The organism is Prodigiosinella confusarubida (genome assembly GCF_002847015.1).
In the GTDB taxonomy this organism is placed as follows: Bacteria; Pseudomonadota; Gammaproteobacteria; order Enterobacterales; family Enterobacteriaceae; genus Prodigiosinella; species Prodigiosinella aquatilis.
Genome location: NZ_CP025085.1, coordinates 4,708,135 through 4,724,177, shown reverse-complemented (window position 1 = coordinate 4,724,177; position 16,043 = coordinate 4,708,135). Strand labels below are relative to the sequence as shown.

Sequence of the window (16,043 nt, the reverse complement as noted above, 5' to 3'; positions counted from 1 at the left end):
CATAAATCACAACCAGTTAAATAACATATCATTGAAACCATTTTGTCATTTAACTCTCTTTTTTATATATTTTCAGCAAGAATACGACGGGAAAGGAATATGCTGAATAGCTGAGCCGAATAGTAGAACGCTGAAGAGAACTTGCATCCTTCCTGATGTGATGATCCGCTATCACCATATGAAACTGAGCTTCATGAAGGGAACATCAGAGATAGACCTTGTGATTGAATCAATGCCCTCTGTTTCACCTGTCACACTAGCATAAACATTGAACGGTTAGCATCGACTCTGCATGTACAAGTGTCTAGGTTTGTCACACACTATAGAGTCATCTGGTTAAAATACAATCAATGGGCGAACCATCATGAAGAAAGCGCGTTTCCCGGAAACTCAGATCCAGCGGGTCTTGAAAGAAGTTGAAGGTGGCCGACATGTGAAGGATGTCTGTCGCGAAAATGGCGTAGCGAAAGCTGGTTACTATATCTATGGACTACCTCCGTTTTGCAAGCACTGAATCTGGGTGTTAATGCATTGTCAGAGGTACGATATCTGACAAAAAACTGGCGTATGGAATATAACGAAGAGCGGCCACACAGCTCACTCGGAAATCTGCCGTCGGTTATTTATGCATAATAAAAACTGACCGAAAATTCTCAATGGCAGTGGCACTAAAGTCGGAGGGATTACAGATTGATGGGTATAATTTAGTCAGCGCCGCTGATTTACACTCGGGGGAAATACGTTCCACCCTCTTCCCCATCTCTATAAGTGTTTTTAATGGGGATCCCATCTATTCTGACAAAGGGAGCGATAAGTTGACTAGGCTCGAAAGCTGTGAGGGGGTCACTGAACATATTGATAACTCGGCGAGATTTGTATATGGGGATCATTAAGATAGCTTTATACTCATATCTTCTGCCCAATAGATTATAAGGTAACTTGTTCTATCCTGTGAAATGACGATAATTGACTTGTTATTTATCCACTGTGCCCGTTTTCATTAGCTGAAGGTGGAAGGGAAATAGGTATTTTGTTTATTGGCATGAAATTTATTTACTAATTTGGAGCGTAGGTATGAAATCCGTGGTTGTTACGGGTATTACTGGTCAAGATGGCGCTTACCTGGCCGAGTTATTGTTGAACAAGGGCTATACGGTATATGGCACATATCGCCGCACCAGCTCCGTTAACTTTTGGCGTCTCGAAGAGCTGGGCATTGATAAACATCCGAATTTTCATGTGGTTGAATACGATTTAACCGATATGTCCGCCAGTATCCGTTTGCTACAGAACACAAAGGCGACAGAGGTCTACAATCTTGCGGCACAAAGTTTTGTTGGCGTTTCTTTTGAACAACCTGTAACCACTGCTGAAATTACCGGTATTGGTGTTTTGAACTTGCTTGAAGCTATTCGTATTGTTAATCCAAAGATCCGCTTCTATCAGGCATCGACATCCGAGATGTTTGGTAAGGTTCAGGCTATTCCGCAAACTGAAAACACGCCTTTCTATCCACGTAGTCCTTATGGTGTAGCCAAATTGTATGCTCACTGGATGACCATAAACTACCGCGAAAGTTACAATATTTTTGCTTGTAGCGGCATCCTGTTCAATCACGAGTCTCCACTGCGTGGTCGGGAGTTTGTAACGCGCAAGATCACTGATTCAGTTGCCAAAATCAAATTGGGCAAACTAGATGTGCTGGAATTAGGAAATCTTGACGCTAAGCGTGATTGGGGTTTTGCTAAGGAGTATGTTGAGGGTATGTGGCGGATGCTGCAGGCTGATACTCCAGATACCTACGTTCTGGCGACTAACCGTACCGAGAGTGTGCGTGATTTTGTGACCATGGCTTTTAAAGCAGGTGGTTTTACGCTGAAGTTTGAAGGGGCATCAGAGAATGAGGTCGGGATTGATACGACTACTGGAAAGGTCTTGGTGCGAGTGAATCCGAAGTTTTATCGTCCATCAGAGGTGGAGTTACTGATTGGTAATCCTGCCTATGCCCAAAAGAAATTGGGTTGGGAACCTAAAACTACATTGGAAGAACTCTGCCAGATGATGGTGAGCGCAGACCTTCGTCGTAATGAAACAGGACTCTCTTTCTGATGGCTGAACAACGCATTCTGATCACTGGCATTAATGGGTTTACCGGCCGTTATATGGCAGGCGAAATGTCGTCGGCAGGGTATCATGTCTTTGGGTTGGGGACACAACCTTCGTCCGGAGCCGATTTTTTCCAGGTTGATCTGGCTGACCAACCCGGATTGCAGGACGTTATTGATCACATCCAACCGGATGTGATTATCCATCTGGCCGCATTGGCCTTTATCGGCCATGGTAATGCCAATGATTACTATCAGGTGAATGTAATTGGCACGCATAATCTGCTCGAATGCCTTGATAAAACGACCAAAAAGCCTCAGTCAGTTCTGATTGCCAGCAGTGCCAATGTTTATGGTAACCGTTCGGAAGGAATGCTGGCTGAGTCTGCTCAGCCGGATCCTGCTAATGACTATGCCGTCAGTAAGTTATCTATGGAATTTATGGCCCATCTGTGGATGGATCGCCTACCGATCGTCATCACCCGGCCTTTCAATTACACAGGGATTGGCCAGACGAATGACTTTCTGCTACCTAAGATAGTCGATCACTTTAAGCGTAAAGCCCAGATTCTTGAACTGGGGAACCTGGATGTCTGGCGAGATTTCAGTGATGTACGCGCCTTGGTTCAGGCATATCGCCGTTTGATTGAAAATGGTGTCGCGGGCAAGGTGGTCAATGTCTGTTCTGGCCAGATGCACAGCCTGCGTGAAGTGATTGCTCTCTGTGAGTCGATTACCGGTTATCATATAGGTATTAGTGTGAATTCTGCTTGGGTTCGGACAAATGAGGTCAAAACGCTATGCGGTGATGCTACCTTGCTTCGTTCGTTGATTGGTGAATGGCAGACGCCGAAACTTGAAGAAACACTCCGTTGGATGTTGGAATCGGAGTGAGGATTATATTATCAGTTGAAACAATTCGGTTTCCTTTAACGGGTATTGGCCGTTACACATGGGAGCTTGCATCTGCTCTAATGCAGGCTCCCCAACTTTCTGACCTCAAGTTCTTCGCTGGTAATCGTTTTCTCTCAGAGCTACCTGTGGTTCAAGAGAGAGCCGGGCTGCAGCACGGTATGAAACAGTGGGTACAGAAAAGCTATTTTGCTACCGAGGTTTACCGGGTTCTAATGCCTTTGCTAAAACGCAAGGCATTGAAAGAATATGGTGATTACCTTTATCACGGCCCAAATTTTTTTTTACCGCCATTTCCGGGTAAAAAGATCGCCACCTTCCATGACTTATCTCCATTTACCTGGACGGAATGCAACACATCGCAGCGAATTCGTTTTATGCAGAAAGAGCTCATAAAAACAATTAGTTGTGCTGATGCGTTGATCACGGACTCTGATTATGTACGTCAGGAGGTTGCAGATTACTTCAACTGGCCTATTGAGTATATTCATGCCGTTCCGTTGGCCTGTTCTGCTGATTTTCACCCTCGCACTGCAGATGAGTGCCTTCCTGTATTGAACAAGTATCAATTGAAATACCAGCAATATTTACTCTATGTCGGTACCATTGAACCACGTAAGAATCTCGTGGCATTGTTGGATGCTTATTCCAGACTTTCTCTTAATTGTCGGCGCCTAATTCCTTTGATCCTGACGGGATATAAGGGGTGGCATAATGAAGATATCATGCACCGGATTGAAGTTGCAGAGAGAGAAGGATGGGCTCGTTATCTTGGTTATTTGCCTGCCAGAGAGCTACCTGTGTTGTTTGCTGGTGCACGAGTGTTTTGTTTTCCGTCTTTATATGAAGGGTTCGGTTTACCAGTACTTGAAGCAATGGCTTCTGGTATCCCTGTAGTCTGCTCGGATTCATCTTCTTTACCCGAAGTAATTGGCGATATAGGATTAATGTGCAAACCGGATGATGTAAACAGTATGACAGATTTGTTGGCTCAGGCTATTGAGGATGAGCCGTGGAGAAGTAGCAGTATCACCCGTGGGTTGCGACGTGCTGGCGCGTTTTCATGGCAACGTTGTACTGAACAGACAATTGCCGTTTATGAGAAAGTTGTTAACAGCTAATGAGAATTCTTCATTTCTTCAAAACTTATTATCCCGACGCTTATGGTGGGATTCAGCAAGTCATTTATCAACTTGCTGAAGGCTCTTGTAAACGGGGAGCTGAAGTGGATGTCCTTGCGTTGAGTCCTAATGGGCCTTCACAAAATAGGCTCAATGGCAATCATCATGTTTATACATCCCGTCAAGATCTATATGTAGCATCAACGGGATTTTCTCTCTCGGCAATCAATGATTTTCGTCGCCTTGCCGAGAAGGCTGATTTGATACATTACCATTTCCCATGGCCTTACATGGATTTGGTCCATTTTCTGGTTCGTCCTCGTAAACCGACAGTTGTGAGTTACCATGCTGATATTGTTAAACAAAAAAACTTATTACACATTTATCGACCGTTGATGTATCACTTCCTGAATAGCGTTGATGCTGTTGTTGCATCGTCGCCGAATTATATGCGAACCAGCCCAGTCTTACAGTCACTTAAAAGAACACCTGATGTGATTCCTTATGGTTTAGAACCAAGTTTCTATACGAAGGCATCTTTTTCCCAACTTGAGAAATGGCGTAATCAATTTGGTGGCCGTTTTTTCCTTTTTGTTGGTTTTTTGCGCTATTACAAAGGGTTGTCCTATTTACTTCAGGCGATGGCCGGACTGGATTATCCTCTGGTTATTATAGGTGAAGGGCCCTGCGAAAAGGAGCTCAAAGCTCAGGCAGCTGCTTTGGGGCTTAAGCAGACTCACTTTATCGGCCCAGTTACGGATGAAGATAAGTGCGCATTGCTTGAGCTTTGCTATGGGGTGGTTTTCCCTTCACATCTCCGCTCTGAAGCATATGGCATGACATTGCTGGAAGCTGCCATGTATGGAAGACCAATGATTTCCTGCGAGATTGGTACTGCTACAACATTTGTTAATGAACCCAATGTCACGGGGTTAGCCGTTGCACCAGCAGATGTCCAGGATTTGAGGCAGGCATTGATTCGTCTTTGGTCCAATCCTGATATGGCCCAGGATATGGGGAAAAGTGCACAACTTCGATTTTATGAGCATTTTACTGCGACCAAAATGGTAGACAGTTATATGAGTATCTATGAACGTGTGATTGCGAAATATAATTGAGCTTCCCTGAATTAATCGTGATAAAAGTAAATGGTTCTCTTTGCTGAAAGACTTATAAGCTACCGAATGAATCCAGCCCCACTCGCGTGGGGCTGATGCATTGATTATTTCACGGTGTCCAGCGTGGTCTGGTCAACATAAGGTTTCATAATTGCATCCGCTTCTTGCTGTGCGGTTTTGACTGCGGCTTCAGGCGTCACTTTTGCATCATTAACCACTGCGGCCAACTGATTTTCCATCGCTTTGCGCACCGCTACGGTTTCGTAGGTGGCGTACCAGGGATGTGCGTATTTCAGCTGTTCCAACGCAATGACCGCACGAGGGTCTTTCGCCAGATAAGCCTTCATTTCTGGTGTGTCATAAGAAGCTTTGCGCGGTGAGAAATAGCCGGTGAAGCGGCTCCAACTGCCGTTAATCTTCGGGCTAACCAGATATTTCAGGAACGTGTAAGCGGCTTTTTTCTGATCTTCCGATATGCCTCTGAAGCTGACCAGGCTGGCACCGCCAATCGTTACAGCTCGTTGTACTTTTGCTGGCAGCATCGCGACACCCAGCTCAAAGCCTTTGGTGTTTTCCCGCATAAATCCCAGTGCTCCGGTACTTAGCATCGTCATACCCAGCTTACCGGAGAAAAACGTCGCGCTGATTTGCTTGGAGTTCAGTACGCCAGCTGGCATTACGTTGTCCTTGTAAATCAGGTCCTGCCAGAAGCGTAATGCACCGATAGTCGTTGGGGAGTTGTAATACACTTCGCCAGGATAGTTTTCGTTATAGTAATTACCGCCATTGGCGCGTACCAGAGCAGAGAAAATCCAGCCGCCGTAATCGTCGTTAGTGGACGGTAACATAATGCCCCACTGACCTTTGCTCTTATCGGTCAGTTTTTTGGCATCTGCCAGCAATTCCTGCCAATTTTGCGGTGGCTGATGAATGCCGGCCTGCGCAAACATGGTTTTGTTGTAGTAGAGGATCGGTGTGGAATTCTGGAATGGGATAGCGTAGGTCACGCCCATTACCTGCGCATTTTTATGCATCGCGGGCCAAAACTCGTTCATCAGGAAGGGTGTGGCTTTCTGATCGCCATATTTGAACAGTTCATCCATCGGCAGAATTTCTTTCTTCAGTGCCAGATCGGTAGTGAAGTTGGCAGACATAATCACCAATGCAGGAGGCTGGCCGGCTTTAGTGGCTGCTTCCGCTTTCATCTTTGTGGTGTCGTAATTGCCGGTGAAGATACCGCGTACTTTCACGTTGTCTTGTGAGCTGTTGAAGTCGTTAATGATCCGTGTCATTTCCATGGTCAGCTTGCCATCTACTGGTGCTGGAAACATGAAATCAATATCTTGTTTTGCTAACGCCGCGCCAGAGAACGTTATGGCGACGCTGAGCGTTAGTGCCTGTAACTTATGCATGGGGGATCTCCTGGTATAAATTATGCCGGGTTTCGGCATTAAAAAGATGAACATCCAAGGGTGAAAATCCGAGACAGACTGTTTCGCCGGTGATCGGAGCTGTTCCGCGATTTTTGCGGTAATAGCGCAATAGGCCGATAGGCGTATTGACGTGTAGCAGATACTCGGCACCCAGCAGTTCCCGCTGTATTACGGTGCCGGTAAGCTGTAGAGCGTGCTCTTCCGTGTTGGGGGCGTCGGTGATATGTTCTGGTCGTACGCCAAAGAAGACGTTTTGTATCTGTGTCGCATGGGAAGGTAACGGCATGGTGCATTTATCCACCAACACGTTGCCATCATTGCAGGGGAGTTCAAATACATTCATTGCTGGAGTACCGATAAACCGCGCGACAAACAGATTGGCCGGATAGGTGTAAAGCTGCTCCGGCGTACCAATTTGTTGCAGTTTACCGCCATCCATCACGGCGATACGATCAGCCATCGACATGGCTTCCGTCTGGTCGTGGGTAACGTACACGGTGCTGGTTTTCAACTGTTGATGCAGTGCCATAATGCCGTCCCGGACTTCGGTGCGCAGTCGGGCATCCAGGTTGGAGAGCGGTTCATCCATTAAGAACAGGCGTGGATTGCGCACGATGGCACGAGCCATCGCCACTCGTTGGCGCTGGCCGCCGGAAAGTTTGGCTGGCTTACGATCCAACAGCGTATCCAGTTGCAGTAACCGAGTGACTTTTTCTACTTGCGGTTGATAGATAGCCTTAGGTTCTTTACGCATCCGCATGCCAAAAGTGATGTTCTCTTTTACTGTTAAATGTGGGAACAGCGCGTAATTCTGAAAGATCATCGCGAAATTGCGCTCGCGGGGCGAAAGCGTGGTGATGTTCTCGCCGTTTAGCCAGATTTCCCCGTCACTGACGTTTTCTAACCCTGCCAACAATCGTAGCAGCGTGCTTTTACCACAGCCCGAGGGGCCAACCAGTACTAAAAATTCACCGTCGGCAATATCCAGAGATAATGACTGTAACGCTGGTTTGCCGTCGAAATACTTATTGATGTTATTCAGTCGCAACATTGACATCACTGTTCATCCACCGGGTAGCTGATGGTTTCATCGTAGAGCCATGGGCCTGCATAGTGCGCCAGAGAATGGAGGTAACTCACCAGATGGTTGTCGACCAGCCGATGCATCAGACAGGCTGGTGGTGACATGTTGTAGTAAGGGCGTTTATCTTCATGGAAATAAGGCACTTGATGCACTGTTCCAGGCAGGGTGGCGATGATTGCCTGGCGATACTGGGTCATGATCAGACAATGATTGTGACCGCAAAAAATACGGACCAGTGAGGGAAAACGTTCCACCAATTCCAGCAGTCGATAGCCGTTTTCACAGGCGATGGGGTCCATTTGTGCCGAACCCAGTGCGATGGGTGGATGGTGCATAAACACGGCTGTCGGCTTATCGCCGCTGGTACTGAGTTGTGTTTCCAGCCATGCCAGTGTCTCTTCCGTCAGCCAGCCTTTTGAGGTACCGGTCCGGCTAGAGTCGATAAACAGCAGACGCATTGGATAGTCGTCTATCGCGTAGCGCATATTCTCCGGATCGTTACCCAATTGTGGACAAAGCGGGTGCAGATATTCCAGAAAATACGTTTTATCGTCATGGTTACCGGGGATGATATACAATGGATAGCGCAGGTATCCCAGTATCTGGCGCGCCACCTGATATTCTGCCGGGTGGCCGCAATTAACGATATCGCCGCTGATCACTACTGCATCCGGGCGTTCAGTTAATGCATTCAACTGGGATACAACATCGGCATTGCCGGCGTTGATATCAATAAACCCGTACAGTTTTTGCCCCTGGCTGCGAAAATGGGTATCGGATATATGGGCTAACAGCATGACTTACTCCTCATTTAATCCCTGAAAAACCAAAACTTCTTAAGAACTGCTTTTGAAAAAGAATGAACGCTAACATCAGCGGCAGACATACCATCAATGTCCCCGCACTGATTACTCCCCACTGCCCACCGGATTCTGCGCCCATGGCGAAGGAGACCAGCCCGACAGTCAGTACCTGCTTATCTGGGTCATTGAGCATCATCAGCGGCCATAAATACTCATTCCAGTGGTAGGTAATGCTGACTGTGGCGAACGCCAGAATGGAAGGCCAGGACATCGGTAGCAGCACACGAAATACTACTTGCCACCAACGGCAGCCCTCCATCAGCGCGGCCTCTTCGATCTCTTTGGGAATGTTCATGAATGCCTGACGCATCAGGAATACGCCAAATGCGGAGGTGAAATAGGGCATCATCACGCCGGTTAGTGTGTTGAGCAGACCAAATTGTTTCAGGGTCATCATGTTGGGTACGATCATTACTACTGGCATGATCATCAATTGCACCAGAAACAGCGTGAACAGCGTCTGTTTGCCGCGAAATTCATGGCAGGCAAACACATAACCGGCCGTGGTAATGGTCAGTAGCTGAACGGAAAAGGTGCCGAGGGCAAAAAACAGCGTATTGGCATACAGACTTAACCAGTCGGCGCTTTGCCAGGCATCGCGGAAGTTGTCCAGCGTCAGTGGTAAGCGCGGTAGTAGTGATGCCATGTCGATACTAAAAGTGCTGGCGCTGAAAGCGGACGACAACATCCAGATAAATGGACTTACCCATAGAAATGCGGAGCAAATCAGTAAGGTACTTAGCGTCACACTGTTGAGGCTGCGTATTCGCAACCACGTGGGAAGAGATGTGACTGCGTGGGCTGAACGGGAAGCTGATGGAGAGATCTCAACGCTCATAATGGGCCCCTTTATTAAGCACTTTCAGATTAATCATCGAAAAGAGGAACAACGCGACCAGCGTAAGGAAGGTTGCGGCAGAGGCTTTACCGAGGTCGTGAGTGTCCCAGGCCAGATTCTGGATGTAGTACAGCAGCACGGTAGTGGCGTTATCCGGCCCGCCATGAGTCATCACTACCACATGATCTATCTGGGTAATGGAGTAGATAAACGCGGTGGTAATCACAAAACTGAGGGTGGGACGCAGCAATGGCAGCGTAACATTAAAGAAAATCTGTATCGGCGAAGCGCCTTCCATCATGGCGGCCTCTCGGGTAGAAGGTGGAATACCTTGCAGTCCGGCCAGAAAGAACAGCATGTAATAGCCCGCGAATTTCCATACACCAATCACGCTCAGTGCAATCAGCGCACTGTGACTCATGCCGAGATAGTTGTTATTCATCGGGCCAAACAGTTTGGCCAGATAGTAATCCAGCAGCCCCATGCCTGGCATAAAAATGAATAACCACAAGGCGGCGGCGCTGACCATTGGAATAATCATTGGAAAAAAGAAAGCCGTACGCAACCAACGGTTAACCGTGGAGTTTTCCCTCAATGCGACGGCCAGTAGCAATGCCAGTATTACACCGGGTATCACCGTCATCAGGATGTACAGCGCATTATTCAGCAGTGCGCGCCAGAATACCGGGTCGTCCATCAAGCGGATGTAATTACCCAAACCGACAAAGGGTGGCGAGTTTTCTGTCATGCGGGTGTCGTAAAGACTATCGAAAACCGACCGTAGTAACGGGAAATAGGTAAACAAGAACAGGAATAGCAGAGAAGGCGACAAAATTAGCCAAGGTAACCATTTACTACGCATGGTGTATTCATTCTTTCTGTAAAAAGAGTGGATTATCCTGAGCAGTAAATGCTGCAAGAACATTGCAAGTGAGTGACGGTTTTGTGATGACGCACTATTGACTATGTTATCTATCTAATAAATTTCAAGGTTGAGAAAGTGAACGGAGGTGCCATAACGCGATGCATAAGTTCGGTGTGTGGTCCTGAACTTAACTGAGGCAATGTTGTCTATATTACGAGCATTTAATTATTACCCTATTGTGATATAGCTTTTATTTATAATCATTCAGACAGCCACATCGGGTAATATGATGTCGTTCGTTTGTCTGGCGCTGAGTCTTTTACACGACCATTCATTAATCATTTTCGGTTTGTTATCCAGGGATATGCCTCTAACCAACGAAAAATAATTCATTCTGCCAGCACTGTTGTTTGGTTTTGGCTGCACACAAGACGATATTCATGAGCACTCCACAAAAATTTACGAAAGCGTTACTTCATCCACGTTATTGGCTGGTTTGGTTTGGCCTTGGCGTGTTGTTTTTGCTGGTTCAGTTACCTTATCCGCTACTGATGCGTTTCGGCAGCAGTGTTGGTAGATTTTCTCGTTTTTTTCTTAAACGCCGAGAAGTTATCGCCAGACGTAATCTGGAACTCTGTTTCCCGCAGATGCCTGTTGCACAACGGGACTCGATATTGATAGCCAATTTTGCGTCATTGGGTATGGCACTGATAGAGACCGGTATGGCCTGGTTTTGGTCTGATCGTCGGGTACGGACATGGTTTGATGTCAGTGGGTTGGAAAATTTGCAGCATGCGGGTCGGGATCAGAAAGGCGTGATGATCATCGGTATCCATTTTATGTCTCTGGAATTGGGGGGGCGGGCGATGGGGTTATGCCAACCAATGATGGCGATGTATCGTCCGCATAACAATAAGGTGATGGAGCTGGTGCAGACCTGGGGACGCTCTCGCTCTAATAAAGCGATGATTGATCGTAAAGATCTGCGTGGCATGGTTCGGGCTCTAAAACAGGGCGAAGCCGTGTGGTTCGCGCCGGATCAGGACTATGGTCCGAAAGGTAGCGTATTTGCGCCATTCTTTGCGGTGAAACGCGCTGCCACGACCAGCGGAACTTTTACCATCAGCCGTCTGGCAAGACCTGCCATGATCACTACCGTGTTAATCCGTAAAGAGAATGGTCGGGGATATCACTTGGTGATTCAGCCAGAGTTGCAGGATTATCCGTACGATGATGAACAACTGGCGGCTGGTTACATTAATCGGGTGATTGAACAGGAAATTTTGCGGGCACCAGAACAGTATCTTTGGCTTCATCGCCGTTTTAAAACGCGCCCGGCTGGCGAAGTTTCTTTGTATGTCTGAATAAAATGGCGGCGTGGCGGTAGGTTTCTATTGTGAATGTCAGGCAAAAAAATGGCCGCCTTTTGGCAGCCATTTTAAACAGGTGAACGTTAGTGATTAACGAAAGATAGCGTATGGGTTGACACCGCGATAGGTCTTGCCCAACGCTTTTAATAATTTGTTGATTTCACGGACAATATTCATATGTCGCACCCACACGTAATCTTAAAATTAGTTGTTGAAAGTACCGAAGCTTACGGTGATGTTTTCAAACATAGCGATAATTTTGTTCAGCAGTTTCATTTTCGTCTTCCTCAGTTTGGTTAATTTTTTTGTGATGCTGTTCACGGTTTTAAAGATACACCTCGTCAAAATAGCGGTCAACTTTTTTGTGATGTGAATCACAAAAAAACAAACATACAGTTTGTTGTCACTAAACCCACGTTTCAATTCCTTCCATCATTATGATTTTCTCACGCTACACTTCATCACAGGTCGATAAAAAGATGTGCCTGTTCAACATGGATAACATTTACGTTATTTCATCATTTCTCTGAGTAATTTAACGATAACGACGGCGAAATAGTGGTGAATAGCAGTTGAAATCGACGTCATGAAGGCAGGATAATCGTTCGCTTCAAATTACCTGGCAGAATTCAGCCGTTTGGCAATGACCAAGGTAATCGTTTGCGTAGTGGGTTGCTGAGGCCTTGTGTTTTGTTTGTGTCTGGCAAGGGCAAATGAAACGGTGTGGTTTCAGCCGAAAACTGACTCAAAGCCTATTTCGGTAGCCTTATTGGAATAGGCTTTTAATAATGATGACATTTCAGGGGATACCACCATGTCCAATACGACTCATCAGGCTGACGATGCGGCTCGTCCGCATGGCGCGCTTGATGCTTTTTTTAAAATCACACCGCGTGGAAGTAGCGTCCGTCAGGAAATCCTGGCGGGTTTAACGACATTTCTGGCGATGGTCTATTCCGTGATCGTCGTTCCAGGTATGTTGGGGAAGGCTGGTTTCCCACCAGCAGCCGTCTTCGTTGCCACTTGTCTGGTCGCCGGTTTCGGTTCATTACTGATGGGCTTGTGGGCAAATTTGCCGATGGCTATCGGTTGTGCCATTTCTCTGACGGCGTTTACCGCATTCAGTCTGGTGCTGGGGCAACATATTAGTGTACCGGTCGCATTGGGCGCCATTTTTATGATGGGCGTACTGTTTACTGTGATCTCCGCTACCGGTATTCGCTCCTGGATTTTACGTAACTTACCATTAGGCGTGGCACATGGTACGGGGATTGGTATCGGTCTGTTCTTGTTGATCATCGCGGCTAACGGTATTGGCCTGGTGGTGAAGAATCCGATTGATGGCTTGCCAGTCGCGCTGGGCCATTTCACGGCGTTTCCGGTTATCATGTCGCTGGTTGGTCTGGCAGCGATCATCGGCCTGGAAAAACGCCGTGTACCGGGCGGTATCCTGATTGTGATTGTCACCATTTCCATTATCGGCCTGATCTTTGATCCGAATGTGACATATCAGGGGCTGTTTGCACTTCCGAGTCTGACTGGTGCGAATGGTCAGTCATTGATCTTTGGCCTGGATATCATGGGGGCCTTGCAGCCAGTTGTTCTGCCAAGCGTTTTGGCACTGGTGATGACCGCTGTCTTTGATGCTACCGGTACTATCCGGGCCGTCGCGGGGCAGGCTAATTTGCTGGACAAAGACGGTCAGATCATCAGTGGCGGTCGGGCATTGACCGCAGACTCCGTGAGCAGTATTTTTGCCAGCTTTGTGGGGACCTCTCCGGCAGCAGTTTATATCGAGTCGGCAGCGGGTACGGCGGCAGGTGGTAAAACCGGCTTGACTGCTACGGTGGTTGGTGTCCTGTTTCTGTTTATGCTGTTTATGTCGCCGCTTTCTTATCTGGTTCCGTCCTATGCCACGGCCCCGGCGTTAATGTATGTCGGCTTACTGATGCTGAGCAATGTATCCAAACTGAATTTCGATGACTTTGTGGATGCCATGTCTGGCCTGGTGTGCGCGGTATTTATCGTACTGACCTGTAACATTGTCACCGGCATCATGTTGGGTTTTGGTTCGTTGGTGTTGGGACGTCTGTTCGCTGGTGAATGGCGTAAGCTGAACATAGGAACGGTAATTATTGCCATTGCGCTGGTGGTGTTCTATGCAGGTGGCTGGGCGTTGTAAATCCTTAGCTGCCGTAAACTGAAGGGGAACTGTGCTCCCCCCAGAGCGTTGACAAATCTACGTATAGCGTCAGAACGGTGATAATGAGGGAGAGGAGTAAAGCATCCGCGCCAGGGATGGCGCGGCTTGAGCTTGCAGGGAGGGACTTGCAGCGTCTTTACGATCTCTCATTATCGCCGCTATATAGACTTTATTATTAAACTCAGTATTCCCTTTTTTTATCCCTGTCGCTGATATTTTTACCTTCATTTCCTTTCTATTGTGTCACATGTTGTTATTATTTTTTCACCGGCACAAGCCAAGGTGGTTCTCTCGCCTGCAGATGTTGGTGGTTGCTGGATCGGCCATCGTTACAGGATATGTCGCGTTGAGGAATCGGTGAGGACATCCTCGATGTAACAGCAATGAATCAGGGAAAGTATGGAAATCTTTTTTACCATTTTGATATTGATGCTGGTGGTATCGCTGTCTGGCGTTGTTACTCGTATCATGCCGTTTCAGATACCCATTCCATTAATGCAAATCGTATTGGGAGCCATGCTGGCCTGGTCGCAATTCGGTCTACATGTCGACTTTAACCCAGAATTATTCATGGTGTTATTTATCCCTCCGCTGTTGTTTGCTGATGGCTGGAAAACACCAACACGAGAATTTCTGCGCCATATGCGGGAAATTTTAGGGCTGGCGCTGGCGCTGGTGCTGATTACCGTGGTGGGCATGGGATACCTTATTCACTGGATGATCCCGGGAATGCCATTGGTGGCTGCTTTTGCACTGGCGGCGGTGCTTTCTCCCACGGATGCGGTAGCGCTGTCCGGTATCGTGGGGGAAGACCGGATACCGAAAAAGCTGATGAGTATTTTGCAGGGTGAAGCATTGATGAATGATGCTTCTGCTCTGGTTTCGCTGAAGTTTGCAGTAGCGATAGCCCTGGGAACCATGGCGTTTAGTGTTTCCGGCATTACGCTGGCCTTTTTGCTGGTGGCGCTGGGGGGATTATTGGCCGGTATCGTTGTGACCTGGGTTTACAGTAAATCGCTACGTTTGCTCAGCCGCTGGAGTGATGATGACGCGGCAACCCAGATTGTCTTGCTGCTATTGCTCCCTTTTGCTGCTTATATGATTGCTGAACATCTTGGTGTGTCTGGCATTCTGGCTGCTGTTGCATCAGGAATGACCATCAGCCAATCTGGCATTATTCGCAACGCCCCTCTGAACATGCGGTTACGCGCTAATGGTGTATGGTCGATGCTGGAGTTCGTTTTTAACGGCATGGTGTTTTTGATGCTAGGGCTACAGTTACCCGGCGTGTTGGAAGATTCGATGTTACAGGCAAGCCGTGACCCTACTATCGAAACCTGGATGTTATTTGCTGATATTGCGGTTATCTATTTTGCGTTACTGCTGTTGCGCTTTTGCTGGTTATGGCTGATGAAAACCTATAGTCAGAAGATCCAGGATAAGCACCCGATGCTATTTGCCGAGTTTTCGACCCGTGAACTGTGGATCTCTTCTTTTGCCGGTGTGCGTGGCGCTATTACGTTGGCTGGTGTGTTGTCCATTCCATTGATGTTGATAAATGGTGACGCTTTTCCATCGCGTTATCAATTAGTGTTCATTGCGACGGGCGTTATTTTGCTGTCATTGCTTTGTGGGGTTGTGGCGCTACCTCTGTTGTTAAAAGGCATGGTGTTGACGGACAAGAGTATGCATAAAAAAGAGGAACGAATGGCCCGTATTTCGATGGCTGAAGTGGCTATCGATAGTCTGCATAAGATGGAAGAGCGCCTGGCGATGGACCGGGATGAGGATATTGATGAGCAGGTACTAAAAGAGGTTAGTACCCGCGTCATAGGAATGTTACGCCGTCGGGTGGTGGGCAAGGATGAGTTGGAAAACAGCTTGATGATTGAGAATCTGGAACGACGTTTTCGGTTAGCGGCGGTAAATGCGGAGCGTGCCGAGCTTTATCATCTACGTGCGACTCAGCAAATCAGTAATGAAACATTGCAAAGCATGCTACGGGAGCTTGATTTACTAGAAGCAGTGCTAAGTGAAAAAGTGTAGTTGTCGCAGAAAAACCGCAGGGCATCCAGTCTCATGATGAAGGAAGACTAGTTACCTCACACCAGACAACTCAGACTGTCTGGTG

The 16,043-nt window shown here is 47.4% G+C and carries 13 protein-coding genes and 1 pseudogene; 9 read left to right on the top strand and 5 right to left on the bottom strand.

Annotation, left to right across the window (positions count from 1 at the left end; genetic code table 11):
- Positions 1-364 precede the first annotated feature (364 nt).
- The 6 genes and pseudogenes from CWC46_RS21565 to CWC46_RS21535 all read left to right on the top strand — a co-directional run.
- A pseudogene (locus CWC46_RS21565) lies at positions 365-481 on the top strand (transposase); the annotation flags it as partial.
- A gap of 20 nt (positions 482-501) precedes the next feature.
- Positions 502-633 (top strand): integrase core domain-containing protein, encoded by a 132-nt coding sequence (locus tag CWC46_RS23740; protein WP_084297592.1) that lies wholly within the window; start codon positions 502-504, stop codon positions 631-633.
- A 441-nt stretch (positions 634-1,074) separates the two neighbouring features.
- Positions 1,075-2,109 carry a GDP-mannose 4,6-dehydratase gene (gene gmd / locus CWC46_RS21550; RefSeq protein WP_021014474.1) on the top strand — a complete coding sequence of 345 codons (1,035 nt, stop codon included), beginning with the start codon at positions 1,075-1,077 and terminating at the stop codon, positions 2,107-2,109.
- The gene (locus CWC46_RS21545; protein WP_021014475.1) at positions 2,109-2,999 is read left to right on the top strand and encodes a GDP-mannose 4,6-dehydratase; all 891 of its coding nucleotides are present in this window, start codon (positions 2,109-2,111) and stop codon (positions 2,997-2,999) included. The genes gmd and CWC46_RS21545 overlap by 1 nt, the downstream gene beginning before the upstream one ends.
- Positions 2,978-4,138 carry a glycosyltransferase family 4 protein gene (locus tag CWC46_RS21540; RefSeq protein WP_333782987.1) on the top strand — a complete coding sequence of 387 codons (1,161 nt, stop codon included), beginning with the start codon at positions 2,978-2,980 and terminating at the stop codon, positions 4,136-4,138. Before CWC46_RS21545 ends, CWC46_RS21540 begins: the two co-directional genes overlap by 22 nt.
- Complete coding sequence (locus CWC46_RS21535) at positions 4,138-5,256, top strand: glycosyltransferase family 4 protein (protein ID WP_021014477.1); 1,119 nt, start codon at positions 4,138-4,140, stop codon at positions 5,254-5,256. The genes CWC46_RS21540 and CWC46_RS21535 overlap by 1 nt, the downstream gene beginning before the upstream one ends.
- Before the next feature lie 104 nt (positions 5,257-5,360).
- Here CWC46_RS21535 and CWC46_RS21530 read toward each other — a convergent pair whose 3' ends face one another.
- Genes CWC46_RS21530 through CWC46_RS21510 form a run of 5 tightly spaced genes read right to left on the bottom strand, consistent with a single transcriptional unit; the run spans position 5,361 to position 10,336 of the window.
- Complete coding sequence (locus CWC46_RS21530) at positions 5,361-6,668, bottom strand: ABC transporter substrate-binding protein (protein WP_021014478.1); 1,308 nt, start codon at positions 6,666-6,668, stop codon at positions 5,361-5,363.
- The gene (locus CWC46_RS21525) at positions 6,661-7,740 is read right to left on the bottom strand and encodes an ABC transporter ATP-binding protein (protein ID WP_037381169.1); all 1,080 of its coding nucleotides are present in this window, start codon (positions 7,738-7,740) and stop codon (positions 6,661-6,663) included. Before CWC46_RS21525 ends, CWC46_RS21530 begins: the two co-directional genes overlap by 8 nt.
- A gap of 5 nt (positions 7,741-7,745) precedes the next feature.
- Entirely contained in the window at positions 7,746-8,570 is an 825-nt protein-coding gene (locus CWC46_RS21520; RefSeq protein WP_021014480.1) for a phosphodiesterase, read from the bottom strand.
- 10 nt (positions 8,571-8,580) lie between these two features.
- Positions 8,581-9,474 (bottom strand): carbohydrate ABC transporter permease, encoded by an 894-nt coding sequence (locus CWC46_RS21515; RefSeq protein ID WP_021014481.1) that lies wholly within the window; start codon positions 9,472-9,474, stop codon positions 8,581-8,583.
- Positions 9,464-10,336, bottom strand: a complete 873-nt coding sequence (locus CWC46_RS21510; RefSeq protein ID WP_021014482.1) for a carbohydrate ABC transporter permease — start codon at positions 10,334-10,336, stop codon at positions 9,464-9,466. Before CWC46_RS21510 ends, CWC46_RS21515 begins: the two co-directional genes overlap by 11 nt.
- A 443-nt stretch (positions 10,337-10,779) precedes the next feature.
- On the opposite strand from CWC46_RS21510, the gene lpxP reads away from it, so the two are divergent.
- From lpxP to CWC46_RS21485, 3 genes are all read left to right on the top strand, one after another.
- Positions 10,780-11,703, top strand: coding sequence for a kdo(2)-lipid IV(A) palmitoleoyltransferase (gene lpxP / locus CWC46_RS21505; protein ID WP_021014483.1), 924 nt, complete (start codon positions 10,780-10,782; stop codon positions 11,701-11,703).
- A gap of 820 nt (positions 11,704-12,523) precedes the next feature.
- The gene (locus CWC46_RS21495) at positions 12,524-13,891 is read left to right on the top strand and encodes an NCS2 family permease (protein WP_021014485.1); all 1,368 of its coding nucleotides are present in this window, start codon (positions 12,524-12,526) and stop codon (positions 13,889-13,891) included.
- 420 nt (positions 13,892-14,311) lie between these two features.
- A complete protein-coding gene (locus CWC46_RS21485; RefSeq protein ID WP_021014486.1) occupies positions 14,312-15,958 on the top strand; it encodes a Na+/H+ antiporter in 1,647 nt (548 codons plus the stop codon).
- The last annotated feature ends 85 nt before the right edge of the window (positions 15,959-16,043 follow it).

What these genes read in the sequence shown, in the direction of transcription:
- CWC46_RS21520 (WP_021014480.1), bottom strand. Translation starts at nt 8,570, where the DNA reads ATGCTGTTAGCCCATATATCCGATACCCATTTTCGCAGCCAGGGGCAA.
- CWC46_RS21545 (WP_021014475.1), top strand. Translation starts at nt 2,109, where the DNA reads ATGGCTGAACAACGCATTCTGATCACTGGCATTAATGGGTTTACCGGC.
- CWC46_RS21495 (WP_021014485.1), top strand. Translation starts at nt 12,524, where the DNA reads ATGTCCAATACGACTCATCAGGCTGACGATGCGGCTCGTCCGCATGGC.
- CWC46_RS21510 (WP_021014482.1), bottom strand. Translation starts at nt 10,336, where the DNA reads ATGCGTAGTAAATGGTTACCTTGGCTAATTTTGTCGCCTTCTCTGCTA.
- lpxP (WP_021014483.1), top strand. Translation starts at nt 10,780, where the DNA reads ATGAGCACTCCACAAAAATTTACGAAAGCGTTACTTCATCCACGTTAT.
- CWC46_RS21515 (WP_021014481.1), bottom strand. Translation starts at nt 9,474, where the DNA reads ATGAGCGTTGAGATCTCTCCATCAGCTTCCCGTTCAGCCCACGCAGTC.
- CWC46_RS21535 (WP_021014477.1), top strand. Translation starts at nt 4,138, where the DNA reads ATGAGAATTCTTCATTTCTTCAAAACTTATTATCCCGACGCTTATGGT.
- gmd (WP_021014474.1), top strand. Translation starts at nt 1,075, where the DNA reads ATGAAATCCGTGGTTGTTACGGGTATTACTGGTCAAGATGGCGCTTAC.
- CWC46_RS21525 (WP_037381169.1), bottom strand. Translation starts at nt 7,740, where the DNA reads ATGTTGCGACTGAATAACATCAATAAGTATTTCGACGGCAAACCAGCG.
- CWC46_RS21485 (WP_021014486.1), top strand. Translation starts at nt 14,312, where the DNA reads ATGGAAATCTTTTTTACCATTTTGATATTGATGCTGGTGGTATCGCTG.
- CWC46_RS21530 (WP_021014478.1), bottom strand. Translation starts at nt 6,668, where the DNA reads ATGCATAAGTTACAGGCACTAACGCTCAGCGTCGCCATAACGTTCTCT.